This is a genomic window from Sphingomonas sp. NFR15 (assembly GCF_900103265.1).
Classification (GTDB): Bacteria; Pseudomonadota; Alphaproteobacteria; order Sphingomonadales; family Sphingomonadaceae; genus Sphingomonas; species Sphingomonas pollutisoli.
In genome coordinates this window covers 853,436-870,102 of record NZ_FMWX01000001.1, presented here as the reverse complement: position 1 = coordinate 870,102, position 16,667 = coordinate 853,436, and the positions used below count along the sequence as shown (strand labels likewise).

The 16,667-nt window shown below is 68.8% G+C and carries 14 protein-coding genes; 10 read left to right on the top strand and 4 right to left on the bottom strand.

Going from position 1 to position 16,667, the window contains the following annotated elements:
• Positions 1-5 precede the first annotated feature (5 nt).
• Both BLS81_RS04075 and BLS81_RS04070 read left to right on the top strand, forming a co-directional pair.
• Positions 6-1,187 (top strand): mechanosensitive ion channel family protein, encoded by a 1,182-nt coding sequence (locus BLS81_RS04075; RefSeq protein WP_093220999.1) that lies wholly within the window; start codon positions 6-8, stop codon positions 1,185-1,187.
• 78 nt (positions 1,188-1,265) lie between these two features.
• A complete protein-coding gene (locus tag BLS81_RS04070) occupies positions 1,266-1,745 on the top strand; it encodes a pyridoxamine 5'-phosphate oxidase family protein (protein WP_093221813.1) in 480 nt (159 codons plus the stop codon).
• Positions 1,746-1,907: 162 nt separating this feature from the next.
• Here BLS81_RS04070 and BLS81_RS04065 read toward each other — a convergent pair whose 3' ends face one another.
• Complete coding sequence (locus BLS81_RS04065; protein ID WP_093220997.1) at positions 1,908-3,122, bottom strand: polyhydroxyalkanoate depolymerase; 1,215 nt, start codon at positions 3,120-3,122, stop codon at positions 1,908-1,910.
• A 141-nt stretch (positions 3,123-3,263) separates the two neighbouring features.
• Between BLS81_RS04065 and BLS81_RS04060 the strand changes: the two genes are divergently transcribed.
• The 4 genes from BLS81_RS04060 (at position 3,264) to BLS81_RS04045 (ending at position 8,327) form a co-directional block, all read left to right on the top strand.
• A complete protein-coding gene (locus BLS81_RS04060) occupies positions 3,264-5,045 on the top strand; it encodes an ABC transporter transmembrane domain-containing protein (protein ID WP_093220995.1) in 1,782 nt (593 codons plus the stop codon).
• Between the two features lie 214 nt (positions 5,046-5,259).
• The gene (ubiA, locus tag BLS81_RS04055) at positions 5,260-6,177 is read left to right on the top strand and encodes a 4-hydroxybenzoate octaprenyltransferase (protein WP_093220992.1); all 918 of its coding nucleotides are present in this window, start codon (positions 5,260-5,262) and stop codon (positions 6,175-6,177) included.
• A 31-nt stretch (positions 6,178-6,208) separates the two neighbouring features.
• A complete protein-coding gene (locus BLS81_RS04050) occupies positions 6,209-7,555 on the top strand; it encodes a TldD/PmbA family protein (protein ID WP_093220990.1) in 1,347 nt (448 codons plus the stop codon).
• Positions 7,548-8,327, top strand: coding sequence for an inositol monophosphatase family protein (locus tag BLS81_RS04045; protein WP_093220987.1), 780 nt, complete (start codon positions 7,548-7,550; stop codon positions 8,325-8,327). Before BLS81_RS04050 ends, BLS81_RS04045 begins: the two co-directional genes overlap by 8 nt.
• Positions 8,328-8,527: 200 nt before the next feature.
• On the opposite strand, the gene BLS81_RS04040 is transcribed toward BLS81_RS04045, so the two are convergent.
• Positions 8,528-9,394, bottom strand: coding sequence for an acyl-CoA thioesterase (locus tag BLS81_RS04040; RefSeq protein ID WP_093220985.1), 867 nt, complete (start codon positions 9,392-9,394; stop codon positions 8,528-8,530).
• Between the two features lie 130 nt (positions 9,395-9,524).
• Here BLS81_RS04040 and BLS81_RS04035 point away from each other — a divergent pair, with 130 nt between their 5' ends.
• From BLS81_RS04035 to BLS81_RS04025, 3 genes are all read left to right on the top strand, one after another.
• Positions 9,525-10,874: a hypothetical protein gene (locus tag BLS81_RS04035; RefSeq protein WP_093220982.1), complete on the top strand. Its 1,350-nt coding sequence runs from the start codon at positions 9,525-9,527 to the stop codon at positions 10,872-10,874.
• A gap of 80 nt (positions 10,875-10,954) precedes the next feature.
• Positions 10,955-11,218, top strand: coding sequence for a hypothetical protein (locus BLS81_RS04030; protein WP_093220980.1), 264 nt, complete (start codon positions 10,955-10,957; stop codon positions 11,216-11,218).
• Between the two features lie 168 nt (positions 11,219-11,386).
• Positions 11,387-11,728 carry a hypothetical protein gene (locus tag BLS81_RS04025; RefSeq protein WP_093220977.1) on the top strand — a complete coding sequence of 114 codons (342 nt, stop codon included), beginning with the start codon at positions 11,387-11,389 and terminating at the stop codon, positions 11,726-11,728.
• Between the two features lie 250 nt (positions 11,729-11,978).
• On the opposite strand, the gene BLS81_RS04020 is transcribed toward BLS81_RS04025, so the two are convergent.
• Entirely contained in the window at positions 11,979-13,601 is a 1,623-nt protein-coding gene (locus BLS81_RS04020) for an NAD(P)/FAD-dependent oxidoreductase (RefSeq protein WP_093220974.1), read from the bottom strand.
• A 135-nt stretch (positions 13,602-13,736) separates the two neighbouring features.
• Here BLS81_RS04020 and BLS81_RS04015 point away from each other — a divergent pair, with 135 nt between their 5' ends.
• Positions 13,737-14,702 (top strand): bifunctional helix-turn-helix transcriptional regulator/GNAT family N-acetyltransferase, encoded by a 966-nt coding sequence (locus BLS81_RS04015; protein WP_093220972.1) that lies wholly within the window; start codon positions 13,737-13,739, stop codon positions 14,700-14,702.
• Positions 14,703-14,720: 18 nt separating this feature from the next.
• Here the strand turns inward: BLS81_RS04015 and BLS81_RS04010 are convergent, their stop codons facing one another.
• A complete protein-coding gene (locus BLS81_RS04010) occupies positions 14,721-16,469 on the bottom strand; it encodes a chloride channel protein (protein ID WP_093220968.1) in 1,749 nt (582 codons plus the stop codon).
• Positions 16,470-16,667 lie beyond the last annotated feature (198 nt).

Genomic DNA, 16,667 nt, shown 5'->3' with positions numbered 1-16,667 from the left:
CCGCTATGAGCAACACGACGACGGCGATCCTTCCGCCGGTGAAGGTGCGCGACATCAACGCCCAACTGCGCGACCTTGTCGGCGCGACGGTGGACTGGCTCGCCACGCACTGGCTGCAAATCCTGATCGCGCTCGCCATCGGCGCCGTGATCGTCATCGCGCTCGCCACCGCGCGCAAACTGGGCCAGCGTTTGTGCAGCACCCGCATCGGCATCGCCGGATGGGGCACGGTGCTGGGCCGCGCGGTCGTCAAGACCAACAATTTCTTCATCGTCATGGTCGCCGCCAAGCTGGTGCAGGGCTATGCCGGCGCCCCGCCCGAGGTCGCGACGACGATCCGCTTCCTGTTCACCATCGCCAGCGTGTTTCAGGTGGCGATCTGGGCGCGCGAGATCATCCTCGGCGCGATCGAGCACCGCACCCATTCGGAAAATTATTCGGGCGAGGCGCTGCAGAGCGCGATGGGCATCATCAGCCTGCTCGTCACCTTCGCGGTGTTCGCGATCGCGTTCATCGTCGTGCTCGACAATCTCGGCGTCAACGTCACCGGGCTGGTGGCGGGGCTCGGCGTCGGCGGCATCGCGATCGGCCTTGCCGCGCAGGGCATCTTCGCCGATCTGTTCGCCGCGCTCGCCATCCTGTTCGACCGGCCGTTCAAACGCGGCGATCAGATCAGCTTCGGCGATTCGAGCGGCGTGATCGAGAGCATCGGCCTGAAATCGACCCGCATCCGCGCCTATACCGGCGAGGAACGCGTAATCGCCAACAAGAACCTGCTCGACAAGGAAATCCTCAACGTCTCGCAGCGCAACCACATCCGCATCGGCTTCACGCTCGGCGTGGCGTATGAGACGCCGCACGAGACGCTGGAGCGGCTGCCCGGCATCCTCAAGGAACTGATCGAGGCCGAGGGTGCCACGGTGGCGCGCGCCGGCTTCGAATCGTTCGGCGCGAGCACGCTCGATTTCGCGGTCCAGTTCGACACCGCCGGCAACGATTGGGCCACCGCGCACGCGACCCGCGACCGGCTGCTGGTCACGATCCTGCGCCGCTTCGCCAAGGAGGGCATTTCGCTCGCCTATCCGACCCAGACCACCTTCACCGCCGCGCCCGACGGTACGCTCATCATGCCCTATCCCGATCCACAGAAGGTCGAGCGCGTGGATGGCGAGGCGAACAAAGCTTGATCGTCCGCGCGCCGCGCCCTCGCAACCAAGCCGGGGTTGCGTCGTTCATTGGACGAAATCCGAGGCAAGGAGAGCGACATGACCGAAACGCACGCGATCAAGCAGACGATGTGGGACAAGATGGCGCAAAGCCCGTTCCTCATGGTCGGCCTGACCGGCACCAGCCAGCACAGCGAGCCGCTGACCGCGCAGCTCGACCGCGATCAGGTCGACACGCTGTTCTTCTTCGTGGGCAAGGACAACCGCCTCGCCGGCGGCGGCAGCGCGATGGCGCAGTTCGTCTCCAAGGGGCATGATTTCTTCGCCTGTCTCGCCGGCGAGATCCGCCAGGACAATGACCGGGCGCTGATCGACAAGCTGTGGAATAATCAGGTCGAGGCGTGGTTCCCCGGCGGCAAGGACGATCCCAACCTAGCGCTGATCCGCCTCGACATCGCGAGCGCGGAACTGTGGGAGACCGACATCTCGCTCACCGGCCGCATCAAGATGCTGTTCGGCGGCACGATCAAGAGCGACGAGGACAGCAGCCACGCGGTGGTCGAGACGACCGCGGTCTGAATGGGTGAGGGCGGGGAGACCCCGCCCTCGCTTAACCGTTAAAGCCCGTTCGCACTGAGCCTGTCGAAGTGCGTGCCCCAGGTGTCACCGTGTGGGGCCGTCCCTCGCCACGCTCAGGACGAACGGGATCTTGGGGTGCGCGAGCCACGCCACCCCCGCCAATCACGCGTTCGCGGCCATCCACTGCTCGACCACCGGCGCCACCTGATTGCGCCATTTGCTGCCGTTGAAGATGCCGTAATGTCCGGCATCGACGCTGAAATAGCGCTTCTTCTCCTCGGGCAGGCTGGTCGCGATCGTGAGCGCCGCCCGCGTCTGGCCGACACCCGAGATATCGTCGCGCAGCCCTTCGATCGCGAGGATGCCGATGTCGGTGATCGCCGCCGGATCGACCTTGCGCCCGCGATGCGTCATCTCGCCCTTGGGCAGCGCGTGGTTCTGGAACACCAGGTCGATCGTCTGGAGATAGAATTCGGCGGTCATGTCGCAGACCGAACGATATTCCTCGTAGAAGCGCTTGGTCGCATCGGCGCTCTCGTCGTCGCCCTGGACGAGATGTTTGAACATTTCCCAATGCGACATCAGGTGATTGCCGAGGTTCATCGACATGAAGCCGGCGAGCTGGAGGAAGCCCGGATAGACCTTGCGGCCCGCCCCCGGATAGGTGAGCGGCACCTTGACGATCACATTCTGCTCGAACCAGCTATGCGGCCGCTCGGTCGCCAGCGTGTTTACCGCGGTCGGCGCCTCGCGCGTGTCGATCGGCCCGCCCATCATCGTCAGCGTCTTGGGGCGGCAGGGGTTTTTGTCCGCGCTCATCACGCACGCGGCGGCATAGCACGGCACCGACGGCTGGCAGACCGCGAGCATGTGCGTGTCCGGCCCGATCGCCTCGAGGAAGGCGATCACGTAATCGACATAATCCTCGAACCCGAACGCACCGTCGGACATCGGCACCAGCTTCGCGTCGCGCCAGTCGGTGATGTACACGTCCGCGACTGGCAGCATCCGCTCGACCGTGCCGCGCAGCAGCGTGGCGAAATGGCCCGACATCGGCGCGACGATCAGGAGCTTGGGGCCGCCCTCGACGCCACGACGCGCGAAATGCTTGAGCTGTCCGAACGGCTTGCGCAGCACGATCTCCTCGATGACATCGACCTCCTTGCCATCGACGATCGTGCGGTCGAGCGCGAAATGCGGCTTGCCGCGCGGCGCGGCGGCATGGGCGAACACCTCCAATGCCGAGGCGATCACCGGACCGCCGCCGAAATAGGCGAAGGGGTTGACCGGGTTCTGGAGCAGCTCGGCGCTGAAATCGGCCATCGCGCTCGCGCCAGCCAGGAGGGAACGTTGCAGTTCATAGGCATTGTACAGCATGGGGTGCCCTGTAAGCTGTTTTCAGCGAAATAAACATACGCAACATCAATGTGGGTCCACGGCGATTTTTTGTTTCGGTGATCGACCCTATCGATCGCCGGGGCAGTGGCGCGCGCGCGGCGGCTTTGCTAGGCGACGGCAATGGCTGAAGTCGACAACGCCGAGCCGCGCGGATCGCGCAAGTTGAGCAATCTCGGCATGGTGTGGCGTCATGCCACGCGCTACCCCGGCCGGATCGCGACCGCGCTGGTCGCGCTCGTGGTGGCGGCGGGGGCGACGTTGGCGTTCCCGGCGACCTTCAAGCAGATCGTCGACAACGGCTTCGCCGAACACGCCGATGCGGCGGCGGTCGCGCCCTATTTCCACCACCTCATCATCGTCGTGCTGGTGCTCGCGGTCGCGACGGCGGTGCGCTTCTACAGTGTCTCTTGGCTCGGCGAGCGGACGGTCGCGGACATCCGCACCGCCGTCCATCACAACCTGCTGACGCTGTCGCCCGCGTGGTTCGAGGAGAATCGCCCGTCGGAGATAGCGTCGCGGCTCACCTCGGACACCGCGCAGATCGAGAATGCGGTCGGCAGCACGATCTCGGTCGCGCTGCGCAGCCTCGTCATCGGCATCGGTGGCATCGTCTATCTTTTCGCGCTCGCGCCCAAGCTCGCGCTGTCGCTGATCGTCGGCATCCCGATCATCATCACGCCGATCTTCCTGCTCGGCCGGCGCGTGCGGCAATATTCGCGCTCCAGCCAGGACCGTGTCGCCGATATCGGCGCGCTCGCGGTCGAGACGCTCGGCGCGATGAAGATCGTCCAGGCGTTCGGGCAGGAGCGCCGCGAGGGCGAGCGCTTCCGCACCGCCGTCGACCAGAGCTTCCAGTCGGCCAAGCGCCGCTTCCGGCTGCGCGCGATCATGACCGCGCTGGTGATGGGCCTGCTGTTCGGCGCGGTGACGCTGCTGATGTGGGACACGGTCAACGATGTCGCGAGCGGGCGGCTGTCGAGCGGGTCGCTCGCCGCCTTCGTGCTGACGGCGGGGATCGTCACCGGCTCGTTCGGGTCGCTCACCGAGGTCTATGGCGATCTGCTCCGCGCGTCGGGTGCCGCCGGGCGCCTCTCCGAACTGCTCGCCGAGCGGCCGACGATCGCCGCGCCGCCCGCGCCGCTCGCGTTGCCCGAGCCGGCGCGCGGCACGGTCGAATTCTCGCACGTCGAATTCCGCTATCCCACCCGCCGCGACGTGGCGGCGCTGCACGATTTCACGCTGAGCGTCGCGCCGGGCGAGACGGTCGCGATCGTCGGTCCGTCGGGCGCAGGCAAATCGACATTGTTCCAATTGCTCCAGCGTTTCTACGATCCCGACGGCGGCGAGGTGCGGATCGACGGCGTCGCGCTGCCCGCCGCCGATCCGGCCAAGGTCCGGGAACGGATCGCGATGGTGCCGCAGGATACGGTGATTTTCGGCGCGTCGGCGCGCGACAATCTCCGCTATGGCCGCTGGGACGCCAGCGACGCGCAGGTCTGGGCCGCCGCCGAGGCCGCCAACGCCGCCGAATTCCTCCGCAAGCTGCCCGACGGGCTCGATACGTTCCTGGGCGAGGGCGGGGCGCGGCTGTCGGGTGGGCAGCGCCAGCGCCTCGCGATCGCGCGCGCGCTGCTGCGCGATGCCCCGATCCTGCTGCTCGACGAGGCGACCAGCGCGCTCGACGCCGAGAGCGAACGCCTCGTCCAGCAGGCGCTCGAACGGCTGATGGCCAACCGCACCACGCTCGTCATCGCGCACCGCCTCGCCACCGTGCGCGCGGCGCGGCGGATCATCGTGATGAACGAAGGCCGCATCGTCGAAAGCGGCAGCCACGCCGAGCTGATCGGCGCCGGCGGCCTGTACGCGCGGCTGGCGAGCCTGCAATTCAGCGAGGCGGCGTGAGGGGGGGGCTGTCCGAGAACGCAACCGGCTCCCCTCCCTGGAAGGGAGGAGTTTCGGGTCGGTCATGCCCCCGGCATGACCTGAACAGTGCGGGGCACTGTTCACCCGAAACTGGGGGTGGGTTGCTGGCATGGGAGCGTGACGCGTGCCGCAACCGACCCACCCCCGACCCCTCCCTTCCAGGGAGGGGAGAAGGAAGGGGCGTGCGGGACGCATGACCGCCACCGATCTCACCCCTGACACCGAACACCGCGGCCTGGTCGCGCTGCTCCCCGCCGCCGCGCGCCCGTTCGCGTTGCTCGCGCGGTTCGATCGGCCGATCGGCTGGTGGCTGCTGTTCTGGCCCGGCGCCTGGGGCGTCGCGCTCGCCGGCGGCGCGATCGCGCACTGGGATCTGATCCTGTGGCTGCTCCTCGGCAGCATCGCGATGCGCGGAGCGGGCTGCGTCTATAACGACATCGTCGATCGCGATCTCGACCGGAAGGTCGCGCGCACGCGCAGCCGCCCGCTCGCGAGCGGCGCGGTCAGCCTCAAGGCGGCGTGGGTCTGGCTGGTCGCCCTTTGCCTGATCGGCCTCGTCGTCCTGTTCCAGTTGAACCTCTATGCCGCGATCGTCGCGCTGCTCAGCCTCGCTTTGGTGGCCGGCTATCCGTTCATGAAGCGGATCACCTGGTGGCCGCAGGCATGGCTCGGCATGGTGTTCTCCTGGGCGTGCCTCGTCGGCTGGAGCGAGATCGCGGGCAGACTGACCGTTCCCGGCCTGCTGCTCTACGCCGGATCGATCGCCTGGGTGATCGGCTATGACACGATCTACGCGTTGCAAGACCGCGAGGATGATGCGCTGATCGGCGTGCGCTCCTCGGCGCTGCGGATGGGCCGGCGCGTGCGGCTCGGCGTCGGTCTGTTCTACGCGGGGGCGCTGCTGCTGTGGGGCGCGGCGCTGTGGCTGGTCCGCCCCGATCCGCTCGCGCTCGCCGCTTTGCTGCCGGTCGCCGCGCATTTCGGCTGGCAGGTCGGCACGCTCTCGCCTGATGACGGCGCCGGCGCGCTCGCGCGGTTCCGCGCCAACCGCTTCGCTGGATTTCTCGTGTTCTGCGCGTGTTTCGTCGTCGGAACCGTCGCGACACTTTGACCTTCGCGGATCGCGCACCTAAGTCCGACCCATGTTGACCATCGAACAGGCGCAGGATCGCGCCGCCGCCATCGTAGACCGCGCCCGCGCCGCCGGCGCCGACGCCGCCGATGCCGTCTTCGCCGCCGATACCGCGCTCGACGTGTCGGTGCGGCTCGGCGCGCTCGAGGATGTCGGCCGCAGCGAGAGCGAGGAACTGGGCCTACGCGTCTTCGCCGGCAAGCGCTCGGCCAGCGTCTCCACCTCGGACTTCAGCGAGCATGCGCTCGCCGCTTTGGTCGAACGCGCGGTCGCGATGGCGCGCGAGGCACCCGAGGATGCCTGGGCCGGGCTCGCCCCCAAGGAACGGCTGATGCACGGTGCGCCGCCGCAACTCGATCTCGACGACGGCGGCGAAGTCTCCCCCGAATCCCTGCGTGAAGCCGCGCTCGCCGCCGAGGATGCGGCGCGTGCGGTGCCGGGCGTCACCAACAGCGAAGGCGGCTCGGCCAACGCGTCGCGCTCGATCTGGGCGCTCGCCACCAGCCACGGCTTCGCCGCCGCCTATGCCGCGACCGGCTACGGCCTGTCGGCGAGCGTGCTGGCGGGGGAGGGTGGCCTGATGGTGCGGGATTACGCCTATCACTCCACGCGCCGCCGCCGCGACCTCGACAGCGCCGAGGTGATCGGCACGCGTGCCGGGCAGCGCACCGTCGCCCGCGCCAATCCCGGCCGGGTCGAAAGCGGGGCGATGCCGGTGGTGTTCGATCCGCGCATCGGCTCCAGCCTGCTCGGGCATTTCATCGGCGCGATCGGCGGTCAGGCGGTCACGCGCCGCACCAGCTTCCTGCTCGATGCGCTCGGCACGCCGGTGTTCGCGCCCGGCGTCCGCGTGGAGGACGATCCGCACCGCCCGCGCGGGCTGCGGTCGCGCCCGTTCGACGGCGAGGGGCTGCCGGTGTCGCCGTTCGCGATCGTCCAGGACGGGGTGCTCGAAAGCTGGCTGCTCGACAGTGCCTCGGCGCGGCAGCTCGGGCTGGAGCCGACCGGCCATGCCGCGCGCGGTGTCGGCGGGGCGCCGGGCGTCGCGACCAGCAACCTCCACATGGCGGCCGGCCACATGTCGGTACAGGCGCTGACGGCGGACATCGCGCGCGGCATCTACGTCACCGAGCTGATCGGCATGGGGGTCAACCCTGTGACCGGTGATTACAGTCGCGGCGCCGCCGGTTTCCTGATCGAGAATGGCGAGATCACCACGCCCGTCGCCGAGTTCACGATCGCGGGCAATCTCAAGGATATGTTCCGCGAATTGACCCCGGCGAACGACCTCGAATTCCGCTACGCCACCAACGTGCCGACCATCCGCATCGACGGTATGACGGTCGCGAGTGGCTGACGCGCTCGCCGACCGGATCGCCGACATCGCGGCGGAGGCGGGCGCGCTGGCGATGGCGCGCTGGCGAACCGATTTCGCGCGCTGGGAGAAATCGCCCGGCAATCCGGTCAGCGACATCGATCTCGAAGTCAACGCGCTGCTCCACGCGCGGCTGTCCGAACTCGATCCCGATGCGGGCTGGCTCTCGGAAGAGACCGCCGACAGCGCCGCGCGGCTGTCGTGCCGCCGGCTGTGGGTGGTCGATCCGATCGACGGCACGCGCGATTATCTGCGCGGGCGGCCCGGCTGGGCGGTGTCGGTCGCGCTGATCGAGAATGGCGCGCCCGTGATCGGCGTGCTCGACGCGCCGGCGCGCGGCGAGGTGTGGCGCGCGACGCGCGGGCGCGGCGCGCATCGTAACGACACGCGCCTGCGCGCGAGCGCGCGCACCAATCTCGTCGGCGCGCGCGTGCCGACTGACGCCTTGCCCAAGGGCGACCGCGATCTCGTCATCGTCGACAAGCCCAATTCGATTGCGCTCCGCATCGCGATGGTCGCCGCCGACGAGGCCGATCTGGTCGCCACCGCGCGCTGGGGCAACGAATGGGACATCGCCGCCGCCGCGCTGATCGCGACCGAGGCCGGCGCGATCATCACCGATGCGCTTGGCGGCGCGCTCGCCTTCAACACCGAGGCCGCCGAAGCCTTCGGCATCCTCGCCACCGCCCCCGGCATCCACGCCGCCGCCTCCGCGCGCCTGCGCGACCGCGCGTTGGCGGCAAGCGGGCGCTGATCTCTACCCCGCGCGCGTCTCTACCCCGCGCGCGAGCGCGACGACCGGAGCACCCGCGCCCGGCGTGAACGGGTGGGGCGGGGGCGCGCTCACACTCCCAACCGTTCGCCCCGAGCGCAGTCGAGGGGCCGACCGGAGCGCGGCCATCTCGATTGTGCTCGACACGAATGGGACAGGGGATGCCGCCGCGCCCCGCCCGATCACCCGCGCCAGCGCATCAGCCCCTCCTGCGCGCTGCTCGCGACCAGGCGCCCGTCGCGCGTGAAGATGCGGCCGAGGCCCAGCCCGCGCGCGTGCCCCGACCACGGCGACTGAATCGAATAGAGCAGCCATTCGTCGGCGCGGAACGGCTCGTGCAGCCACAGCGCATGGTCGAGGCTGGCACCCTGGACGCGCGGGTCGAACAAGGTGATCGGGTGCGGCGAGCGCGCCACCGTGATCAGCCCGAGATCGGAGGCATAGGCGAGCACGGCGCGGTGCATCGCCGGATCGTCGCCGATCTCGCCGATCGCGCGCAGCCAGATGTTGAGCACCGCCGGCCCCGCCTCGGGCGAGGCCCAGAGCGCCGGCTCGACCGGCCGCACCTCGATCGCGCGCGCGAAGGCGGGCGGCGGCGTGCCCTCGGGCACGGCCAGCCCGCCCCGGAGCTGCCGTTCGTTGCGCAGCGCTTCGGGGCCGGGCACGTCGGGCATCGCATCCTGGTGGTGCAGCCCGTCCTCGGGAAGCTGGAAGCTCGCCGTCATGGTCAGGATCGGCACGCCCTTCTGCGTCGCGATCACCCGCCGCGTCGCGAAGCTGCGCCCGTCGAAATCGCGCACCACGCGGAACACGATCGGATAATCGTCATTGCCCGGCCGCATGAAATAGGCGTGGAGCGAATGCGCGGTCTTGGGCGGCTCGGTCGAGCGTTGCGCGGCCTGGAGCGCCTGCGCGATCACCTGGCCGCCGAACACGCGACCGACCGCACCGGCAAGCCGGCGGCCGCGAAACAGATCGGTGTCGATCTCCTCCACGTCGAGCAAGGTCACGAGTTCGGAGGCGACATCGGCGGAAGGCGGAACGGTCATCGGAGGTTTCCCCACTGCGATACCCCGCCGTCCGCGCCCGCGCGGCGCGAGTCAAGCCGGTGCCGTGCCCGCAGGCGTTTCCGTTAACACAGTTTCGCTACCGTCGCCGCGCAGCAGCGGGAGGGTGGCGATGGACATGGCGGCAGCGAACGTGATGGCGTACCCGCGCACGCGGCATGGCTGGGCCGGCGCGTTCGAGACCGCGCGCTGGATCGTGCCGGCGATCTTCGCGCTCGCGATCGTGTTGCGCCTCGCGCTGATGCTGCTGATGCCGCAGCAGCCGATGTCCGACGGCTTATGGTACATGGACCGCGCGGGCGAGATGGCGCGCGGGCTCGGTTTCCAGGAGCAGGGCCGCCCGACCGCCTTCTGGCCGGTCGGCTATCCCGCCGCGCTCGCCGCGAGCATGATCGTCGCCGGGCCGTCGCCGCTCGGCCCGATGGCGCTCAACCTCGCCGCCGCCGTCGCGATCCTCGTGCTGATGTTCCGCTTCGGCGCGCTGCTCGGGATCGGGCCGCTCGGCGTGCGGATCGCGGGGCTGCTCTACGCGCTCTACCCCGCGCATATCGCTTATGCCGGCGCGCCCTTCTCGGAAACGGTGTCGACCGCGTTGGTGATGGCGGCGTTCACGGTGATGGTCGCGGGACGCGCGCGCGCGGGCGGGCTGGTGGTGGCGGGGCTGCTGTTCGGCGCGGCGACGCTGATGCGCGCGCAGATCCTGTTCTTCCCGATCGGCGCGCTGATCGCGATGGCGCTGTGCTTGCGCGACTTCGGCTGGCGCGGGCTGCTCCGCGCGCTGCTGCCGGTTCATCTCGCGCTCGCGGCGGTGGTGCTGCCGTGGACCATCCGCAACAGCGCCGAGATGGGGGCGTTCATCCCCGTCTCCACCAACGGCGGCATCGCGCTCTATTACGGCGCGAACGACCGCGCGACCGGCGACTGGTATGAATGGGAGCGCACGCCGATCTGGGACGCGACCGGGGTCGGCATCTCGTACCGCGAGCACGTCCAGCGCCAGGTCGAGCTCGACCGGCGTTTCAAGGCGCTCGCCCGCGATTGGATCGCCCGTCATCCGCGGCAATGGATCGCGCTCGGCGTCCGCAAGGTCATATTGGTGTGGCGCAAGGATACGGACGGGCTGTGGGGGATCGACGCGAGCTACCCGGGGCTGCGCGGCGGGGTCGCCGTCGCGCAGGTGGGCAACCAGCTTTATTATCTGGGCGTGCTGCTGTTCGGCTTCGCCGGGCTGGCGGTCGCGCTGCCGTCGCTGTGGCGTGGCCGGGGTGGAGCGGACGAGCGGCGGCCGATCCTGCTGCTCGGCTGCATGCCCGCGTTCGTGACGCTCACCGCCTTCGCCTTCACCGGACAGGTGCGCTATCACTATCCCGCGATGCCGTTCCTGCTCCTCGCCGCCGGCTGGATGATCGCACGGCTGCTGCGGCGCGGGCAGGGAAGCGAACGGGGAGTGGAGCGGATGTGAGCGGGGGGCGGGAGTCGCCCACAATCCGACCTTGCGCCTTCGAAAGTCTGATCCGATAACCGCACGTAGGCCGCTCGGAGATGGCAGTGATGGTCGATGATCTATTGAGTTTGGCGGCAGTCCTCGGCGGGGTGATTGTCATCGTGTTTATGGTGGCGCGATCACAAAGCCTCCCTCCGTTGGCCAAATTTGCAGTTACTGGCTCCGCTTTCGGCCTGTTCACCGCAAGCCGTTATGTTGAAGCCGACCACAGCGTAGGAGCGCTCGTTTGGGTGGTCGGCTTTGGTGTGTTGATGATGACCGTAGCAATCAGACATCTCCGAGCTTTCCCGCCGGCCAATTAACGGTTGACTCGGCTTCCGTTTTGGCGGCTTTATTCTCTGCCCGCCCGAAAGCGGTCGAGCTGCCGACCACCACTTTCGCCCGTTCCCGCCGGCGATCGGCGCCGGGCCGAAGCGGTCTATCGGCAGCCGCCCATTTGCCGCCACGCAGCCTGATGATATCAAGTCGCGATGTTTGTGTTCGCGATCGCATGCATCTTCGCGTCCGTCCTCATCGGCTTGTCGGTGTGGGCCAATGCCCGGTTCCGCCCGCATGAGCGATTGCCGATGCAATGGTCACTTGCGGGAACGGTAAACTGGACCGCGCCTCGCGTTCTTGCGCTCAGCTTCACCCCGGCCTTGGCGGCTGTCACCTTGGGGTTTATCGCGCTTTTGGCGCTCAACGTTGCGCCGCGGGTCGGGCAAGAGGGCATCGTGTTGCCCGTGACGATGCTGATAGGGGCTAGCTTCGTCGGTATGCATCTCCTTCACTTTTGGCTGATCGAGAACAGCCTGAAGCGGAACGACGGCTGACCTTACCTCTGGACGCCTAATCAGCGTCACCGTCCGGCCTGTCCTACACGCGCCGCACGTGGCAAACTCCCGGCCACGCTCTTTGACAGTGTCAGCGCCACCGTACCGGTCACCTTCGCGGCGCGCGCGGGGTATGCCCCGCCGTGGAAGAAGCGCAAAAGTGACACCCCGCGCACCGTGCCGCCGATGGACAACTTTTGCGCCGTTTCGCCGCGCCGGTCGCATCCGCCGCGACCGAGCCGAACCTCCGCTATCCCGCCACGATGCGCGCCGCCACCGCTTCCGCCACCTTGATCCCGTCGATCGCCGCCGAGAGGATGCCGCCCGCATAGCCCGCGCCTTCGCCCGCCGGGTACAGTCCCGCGCTGTTGAGGCTCTGGAAATCCGCCCCGCGTGTGATGCGGATTGGCGACGAGGTGCGCGTCTCGACGCCGGTCATCACCGCGTCGGGATCGTCGTAACGCGCGATCTGCCGGCCGAACACCGGCAGCGCCTCGCGGATCGCCGCGATCGCATAGTCGGGCAGGCATGAGGCGAGATCGGTCGGGGTCACGCCGGGCTTGTACGACGGCGTCACCGCGCCGAGCGCGGTGGACGCGCGGCCGGCGAGGAAATCCCCGACCCGCTGGCCCGGCGCGTGGTACGACGATCCGCCCGCGACATAGGCCAACGACTCCCAGTGCCGCTGGAACACGATCCCCGCGAGCGGCCCGCCCGGATAATCGCGCGCGGGATCGATCGCGACGACGAGGCCCGAATTGGCGTTGAACTCGGCGCGCGAATATTGGCTCATGCCGTTGGTGACGACGCGGCCCTCCTCGGAGGTCGCCGCCACCACCCGGCCGCCGGGGCACATGCAGAAGCTATAGACGGTGCGCCCGTTCGCGCAGTGGTGCGACAGGCTGTAGGCCGCAGCACCCAGGTCGGGGTGACCCGCGCAGGCGCCAAAGCGCGCACGGTCGATCCAGCTTTGCGGATGCTCGATCCGCACGCCGATCGAGAACGGCTTGGCCTCGATATGCACGCCGCGCGCATGGAGCATCTCGAACGTCGGCCGCGCGCTGTGGCCGACCGCGAGCACGACATGCTCCGCCTCAAGGAAGCCGCCGTCGTGCAGGTGCAGCCCGCGCAGCCGCTGCTGGCCGTCGCCGGTGCGCTCCAGTTCGAGATCGTCGACGCGGGTCTGCCAGCGATACTCTCCGCCGAGCGACTCGATCTGCGCGCGCATCGCCTCGACCATCGAGACCAGCCGGAACGTGCCGATATGCGGATGCGCTTCCCACAGGATATCGTCGGGGGCGCCAGCGGCGACGAACTCCTCGAGCACCTTGCGCCCGAGGAAGCGTGGATCCTTCACGCGGCAATAGAGCTTGCCGTCGGAGAAGGTGCCGGCGCCGCCCTCGCCGAACTGGACGTTCGAATCGGGGTCGAGCACGCCGCGCCGCCACAGCCCCCAGGTGTCCTTGGTCCGCTCGCGCACCGCCTTGCCGCGATCGACGATGATCGGGCGGAACCCCATCTGCGCGAGGATCAGCCCCGCGAACAACCCGCACGGCCCCGCGCCGATCACCACCGGCCGCGTGCCGGACCAGCCGGCGGGCGCGGTGACGGGCGGGCGGTAGGTCATGTCGGGGGTAGGGCGGACGTCCTTGTCGCCGGCGAAGCGTGCCAAAACGTCGGCTTCGTTGGCGAGATCGACATCGAACGTATAGACGAGCTGCACCGCGTTCCGCCGCCGCGCATCGTTGCCGCGCCGGTAGAGCGTGTAGCCGCGCAGATCGGCAGGCGCGACGCCGAGCCGCGCGCAGATCGCGGGCGCGATCGCCTCGGGGGGATGATCGAGCGGAAGGTATAGGCCGGAGAGACGGAGCATCGCGGGGCTGTACAGGTTCGCACCGCTCGCGCCAAATCGCGACGATACAAGCGAGCCGAGAAATATGCACAAATCTACTGGTGGAGATTCATAACGTGATATATAACGCGTTATTAAGATCGAGAGGAATGGCTCATGACGGACGTACTGGCACACGAAGGCGCTGTGATGCTCGGCAGCCGCTTGAAGCGGCTGGCCGAACGCCTCCAGGCGGGCGCCGAGCGGATCGCCGCGGATTGCGGCCTGCCGACCCAGCCGAGCCAGATGCCGCTCCTCACCGCTTTATACCGCCGGGGGCCGATGACGGTGGGCGATGCCGTGCAGGTGCTGGGGATCAGCCAGCCCGCCGTCACGCGGATCCTGTCCCGCTTGGTCGAGATGGCGTTGGTCGAAACCAGCCGGGACGTGCGCGATCAGCGCAGCAAGACGATTTCGCTCACCCCCGCTGGTGTCGAGGCGATGGAACTGGCCACGACGATATTGTGGCCGCGTCTGCGCGCCGCGGTGGGGGAGGTTTGCGACGCGCCGGCGCTGCTCGCCATGATCGAGGCGACCGAGCGCGCCCTTGCCGAACAGCCGCTGGACCAGCGGCCCGCCGGTGGTCTCGCGATCCGGCGTTTCACCGACGATCTGGCGGACGCGTTCTATCGCATCAATGCCGAATGGATCGGGGATATGTATCGGCTGGAGCAGACCGATATCGATGTTCTCAAGAACCCGCGCGAACGGATCATCGCGCCGGGCGGCGACATATTGTTCGTCGAAGACCCGAGCCTTGGCATCGTCGGCACCTGCGCGTTGCAGAAGACGGGCGCGCGCCAGTTCGAGCTGACGAAGATGGGCGTGCTGGACAAGGCGCGGGGCAAGAAGGTCGGCGCGTTCCTGCTCGATGCGATCGTCGCGCGCGCGCACGCGCTCGGTTGTGACCGGCTCTATCTGCTCAGCAACACCAAGAGCGCGGCGGCGATCCATCTCTACGAGAAGATCGGCTTCGTCCATGATGCCGGGATCATGGACGCGTTCGGCAGGCGGTACGAGCGATGTAACGTGGCGATGCTCTACCATCCGCCGGGCGCGCGTCAGGACGTTGCGGCCGAGTGACGGGCAGGAGCCTCGGCATCACCGCTCCCCGAACAACTCCCGCTGCGCCTTCTCCAACTCCTCCGCATAGCGCCGCCGCACATAGGTCTCGGAAAGCACGCCGAGCACGGTCCGGTCCGCCGCCAGCACCGCGAGTTCGTCGGCGCCGGTCGCGTCGAAGGCGGTCATCACCTGCTTGATGTCCATGTCGGGCTTGATTGCCGCCTCGGTGTTGACCGCGACGCTCGCCACCCGCGCCGCCGGGTCGAGCGTCTCGGCATAGGCGTCGCTGGTCCGCACGATGCCGGCGTAATGCGCGTCGGTGTCGATCAGCACGACGCGGCTCGCCGAGCCGAGCGGGTAGCGGCGGCGGAATTCGGCGATCGTCGTCTCGGCCGGGGTTTCGCGGGTCTCGCGCCGCATCATCCGCCCGGCGGTGAGCATCTTGACCCAACCGACGTCGCGCGCGCTCTTGATCGTCTCGCCGCGCAAATGCAGCCGCCACGTCGAGAACGAATAGCCGAACAGTTCGCGCACGATCGTCGAGGAGACGAGGCTCGCCGCGATCGCCGCGCCGGTCAATCCAAAATCATGCGTCGCCTCGAGCACCAGCATCGCCATCGTCATCGGGCCGCCGATCACCGCGACGCCGAGCGCCGCCATGCCGACGATCGCGGCATTGTGCGGGTCGATGATCTGGAACCCCGCCACTGCCGTCAATCCGGCGGCGAACAGCGTGCCGGCGAGCGTGCCGAGGAACAGCGAGGCGAAGAACAGCCCGCCGCGAAACCCGAAGCCGAGCGAGACGATCGACGCCAGCGACTTCGCGACCAGGATCAGCGCGATGAAGCCGAGCGGAACGTCCGCCATCAGATCGTTGTGGAGCGCGCCGTGCCCCGCCGACAGCACCTGCGGCGAGATCAGCGCGATCGGCACCAGCAGCGCGCCGCCGATCGCGGGCCGTGCCCAATCGGGGATGCGCAGCCGCCGCACGCCGCGTTCGAGCAAGGCGACCGCGTTCATCAGCACGATGCCGAACCCCGCGCACGCCGCACCGAGCCCGGCATAAGCGATGTAATGATGCGTCTCGGTGACGGCGCCCGAGGCGGTTTCGAGCACATAGGGATGCGCGCCTAGCGTCTGCGATACCAGCACCGCCGACAGCGTCGCGGCGGCGACCGGGGCGATCGCCGACGGTGTGTACGCGCCGATCACGATCTCGAACGCGTAGAAAGCGCCCGCCAGCGGCGCGCCGAATGCCGCCCCGATCGCCGCGCCCGCACCCGCACCGACGAGGTTGCGCAGATCGGGCCGCCGCAGGTTGAGCAGCCCGCCGGTCCACGAGGCGACCGCGCCGCCAAGCTGCGCATAGGCCGCCTCGAGCCCGACCGACGCGCCGAAGCCGTTCGACAGGATCGTCTGCCCCGAGATCACCAGACTGTCGCCGATCGCCATCCGCCCGCCGTGCAGCGCGTTCGCCTCGACGGTATCGACCAGCCGCCGCTTGCGCGCGCGCGTGGCCAGCGTGAACAGCCCGAGCACCACGCCGCCGATCGGCAGCACCAGCAGCGCGCCCAGCGACAGATCCGGCTGTGCGCTCAGCCGCGAGGTGCCGGGCAGCGCGAAGAACCAATGTTGCAGCGTCCGCGCCAGCGCACCCTGCGCGACGCTGAGCGCGCCGGCCGCGCCGCCGATGCCGATCGCGAGCAGGATGAACACCGCCTCGCTCGCGCGCAGGCGGCGCCGCAGCCAGTTCACCGGCCGGACGAGTCGAAGCCGCGCCGACATCGCTCAGCGGTCGCGGTCAGGGTGGGGCGGAACGGTCATTTCGCCCCGTAGCGCCGATTGCATGAAGGGGGAATGCCGCTAGGGTTTCGCGTGCGGTCTAAGGGAGCGGGTAGGCGTGGACGACACCAGTATCGACATGCGGGAAGAGGAGGCGCGTTTCGCGCCCCCCACGGTCGGGCCGTTCCCGCGCTTGCCCGC

Excerpts from the sequence above, each read along its gene's own strand:
- BLS81_RS04020 (WP_093220974.1), bottom strand. The coding sequence starts at position 13,601 with ATGCTCCGTCTCTCCGGCCTATACCTTCCGCTCGATCATCCCCCCGAG.
- BLS81_RS04065 (WP_093220997.1), bottom strand. The coding sequence starts at position 3,122 with ATGCTGTACAATGCCTATGAACTGCAACGTTCCCTCCTGGCTGGCGCG.
- BLS81_RS04060 (WP_093220995.1), top strand. The coding sequence starts at position 3,264 with ATGGCTGAAGTCGACAACGCCGAGCCGCGCGGATCGCGCAAGTTGAGC.
- BLS81_RS04030 (WP_093220980.1), top strand. The coding sequence starts at position 10,955 with ATGGCAGTGATGGTCGATGATCTATTGAGTTTGGCGGCAGTCCTCGGC.
- ubiA (WP_093220992.1), top strand. The coding sequence starts at position 5,260 with ATGACCGCCACCGATCTCACCCCTGACACCGAACACCGCGGCCTGGTC.
- BLS81_RS04010 (WP_093220968.1), bottom strand. The coding sequence starts at position 16,469 with ATGTCGGCGCGGCTTCGACTCGTCCGGCCGGTGAACTGGCTGCGGCGC.
- BLS81_RS04035 (WP_093220982.1), top strand. The coding sequence starts at position 9,525 with ATGGACATGGCGGCAGCGAACGTGATGGCGTACCCGCGCACGCGGCAT.
- BLS81_RS04040 (WP_093220985.1), bottom strand. The coding sequence starts at position 9,394 with ATGACCGTTCCGCCTTCCGCCGATGTCGCCTCCGAACTCGTGACCTTG.
- BLS81_RS04025 (WP_093220977.1), top strand. The coding sequence starts at position 11,387 with ATGTTTGTGTTCGCGATCGCATGCATCTTCGCGTCCGTCCTCATCGGC.
- BLS81_RS04050 (WP_093220990.1), top strand. The coding sequence starts at position 6,209 with ATGTTGACCATCGAACAGGCGCAGGATCGCGCCGCCGCCATCGTAGAC.
- BLS81_RS04075 (WP_093220999.1), top strand. The coding sequence starts at position 6 with ATGAGCAACACGACGACGGCGATCCTTCCGCCGGTGAAGGTGCGCGAC.
- BLS81_RS04015 (WP_093220972.1), top strand. The coding sequence starts at position 13,737 with ATGACGGACGTACTGGCACACGAAGGCGCTGTGATGCTCGGCAGCCGC.
- BLS81_RS04070 (WP_093221813.1), top strand. The coding sequence starts at position 1,266 with ATGACCGAAACGCACGCGATCAAGCAGACGATGTGGGACAAGATGGCG.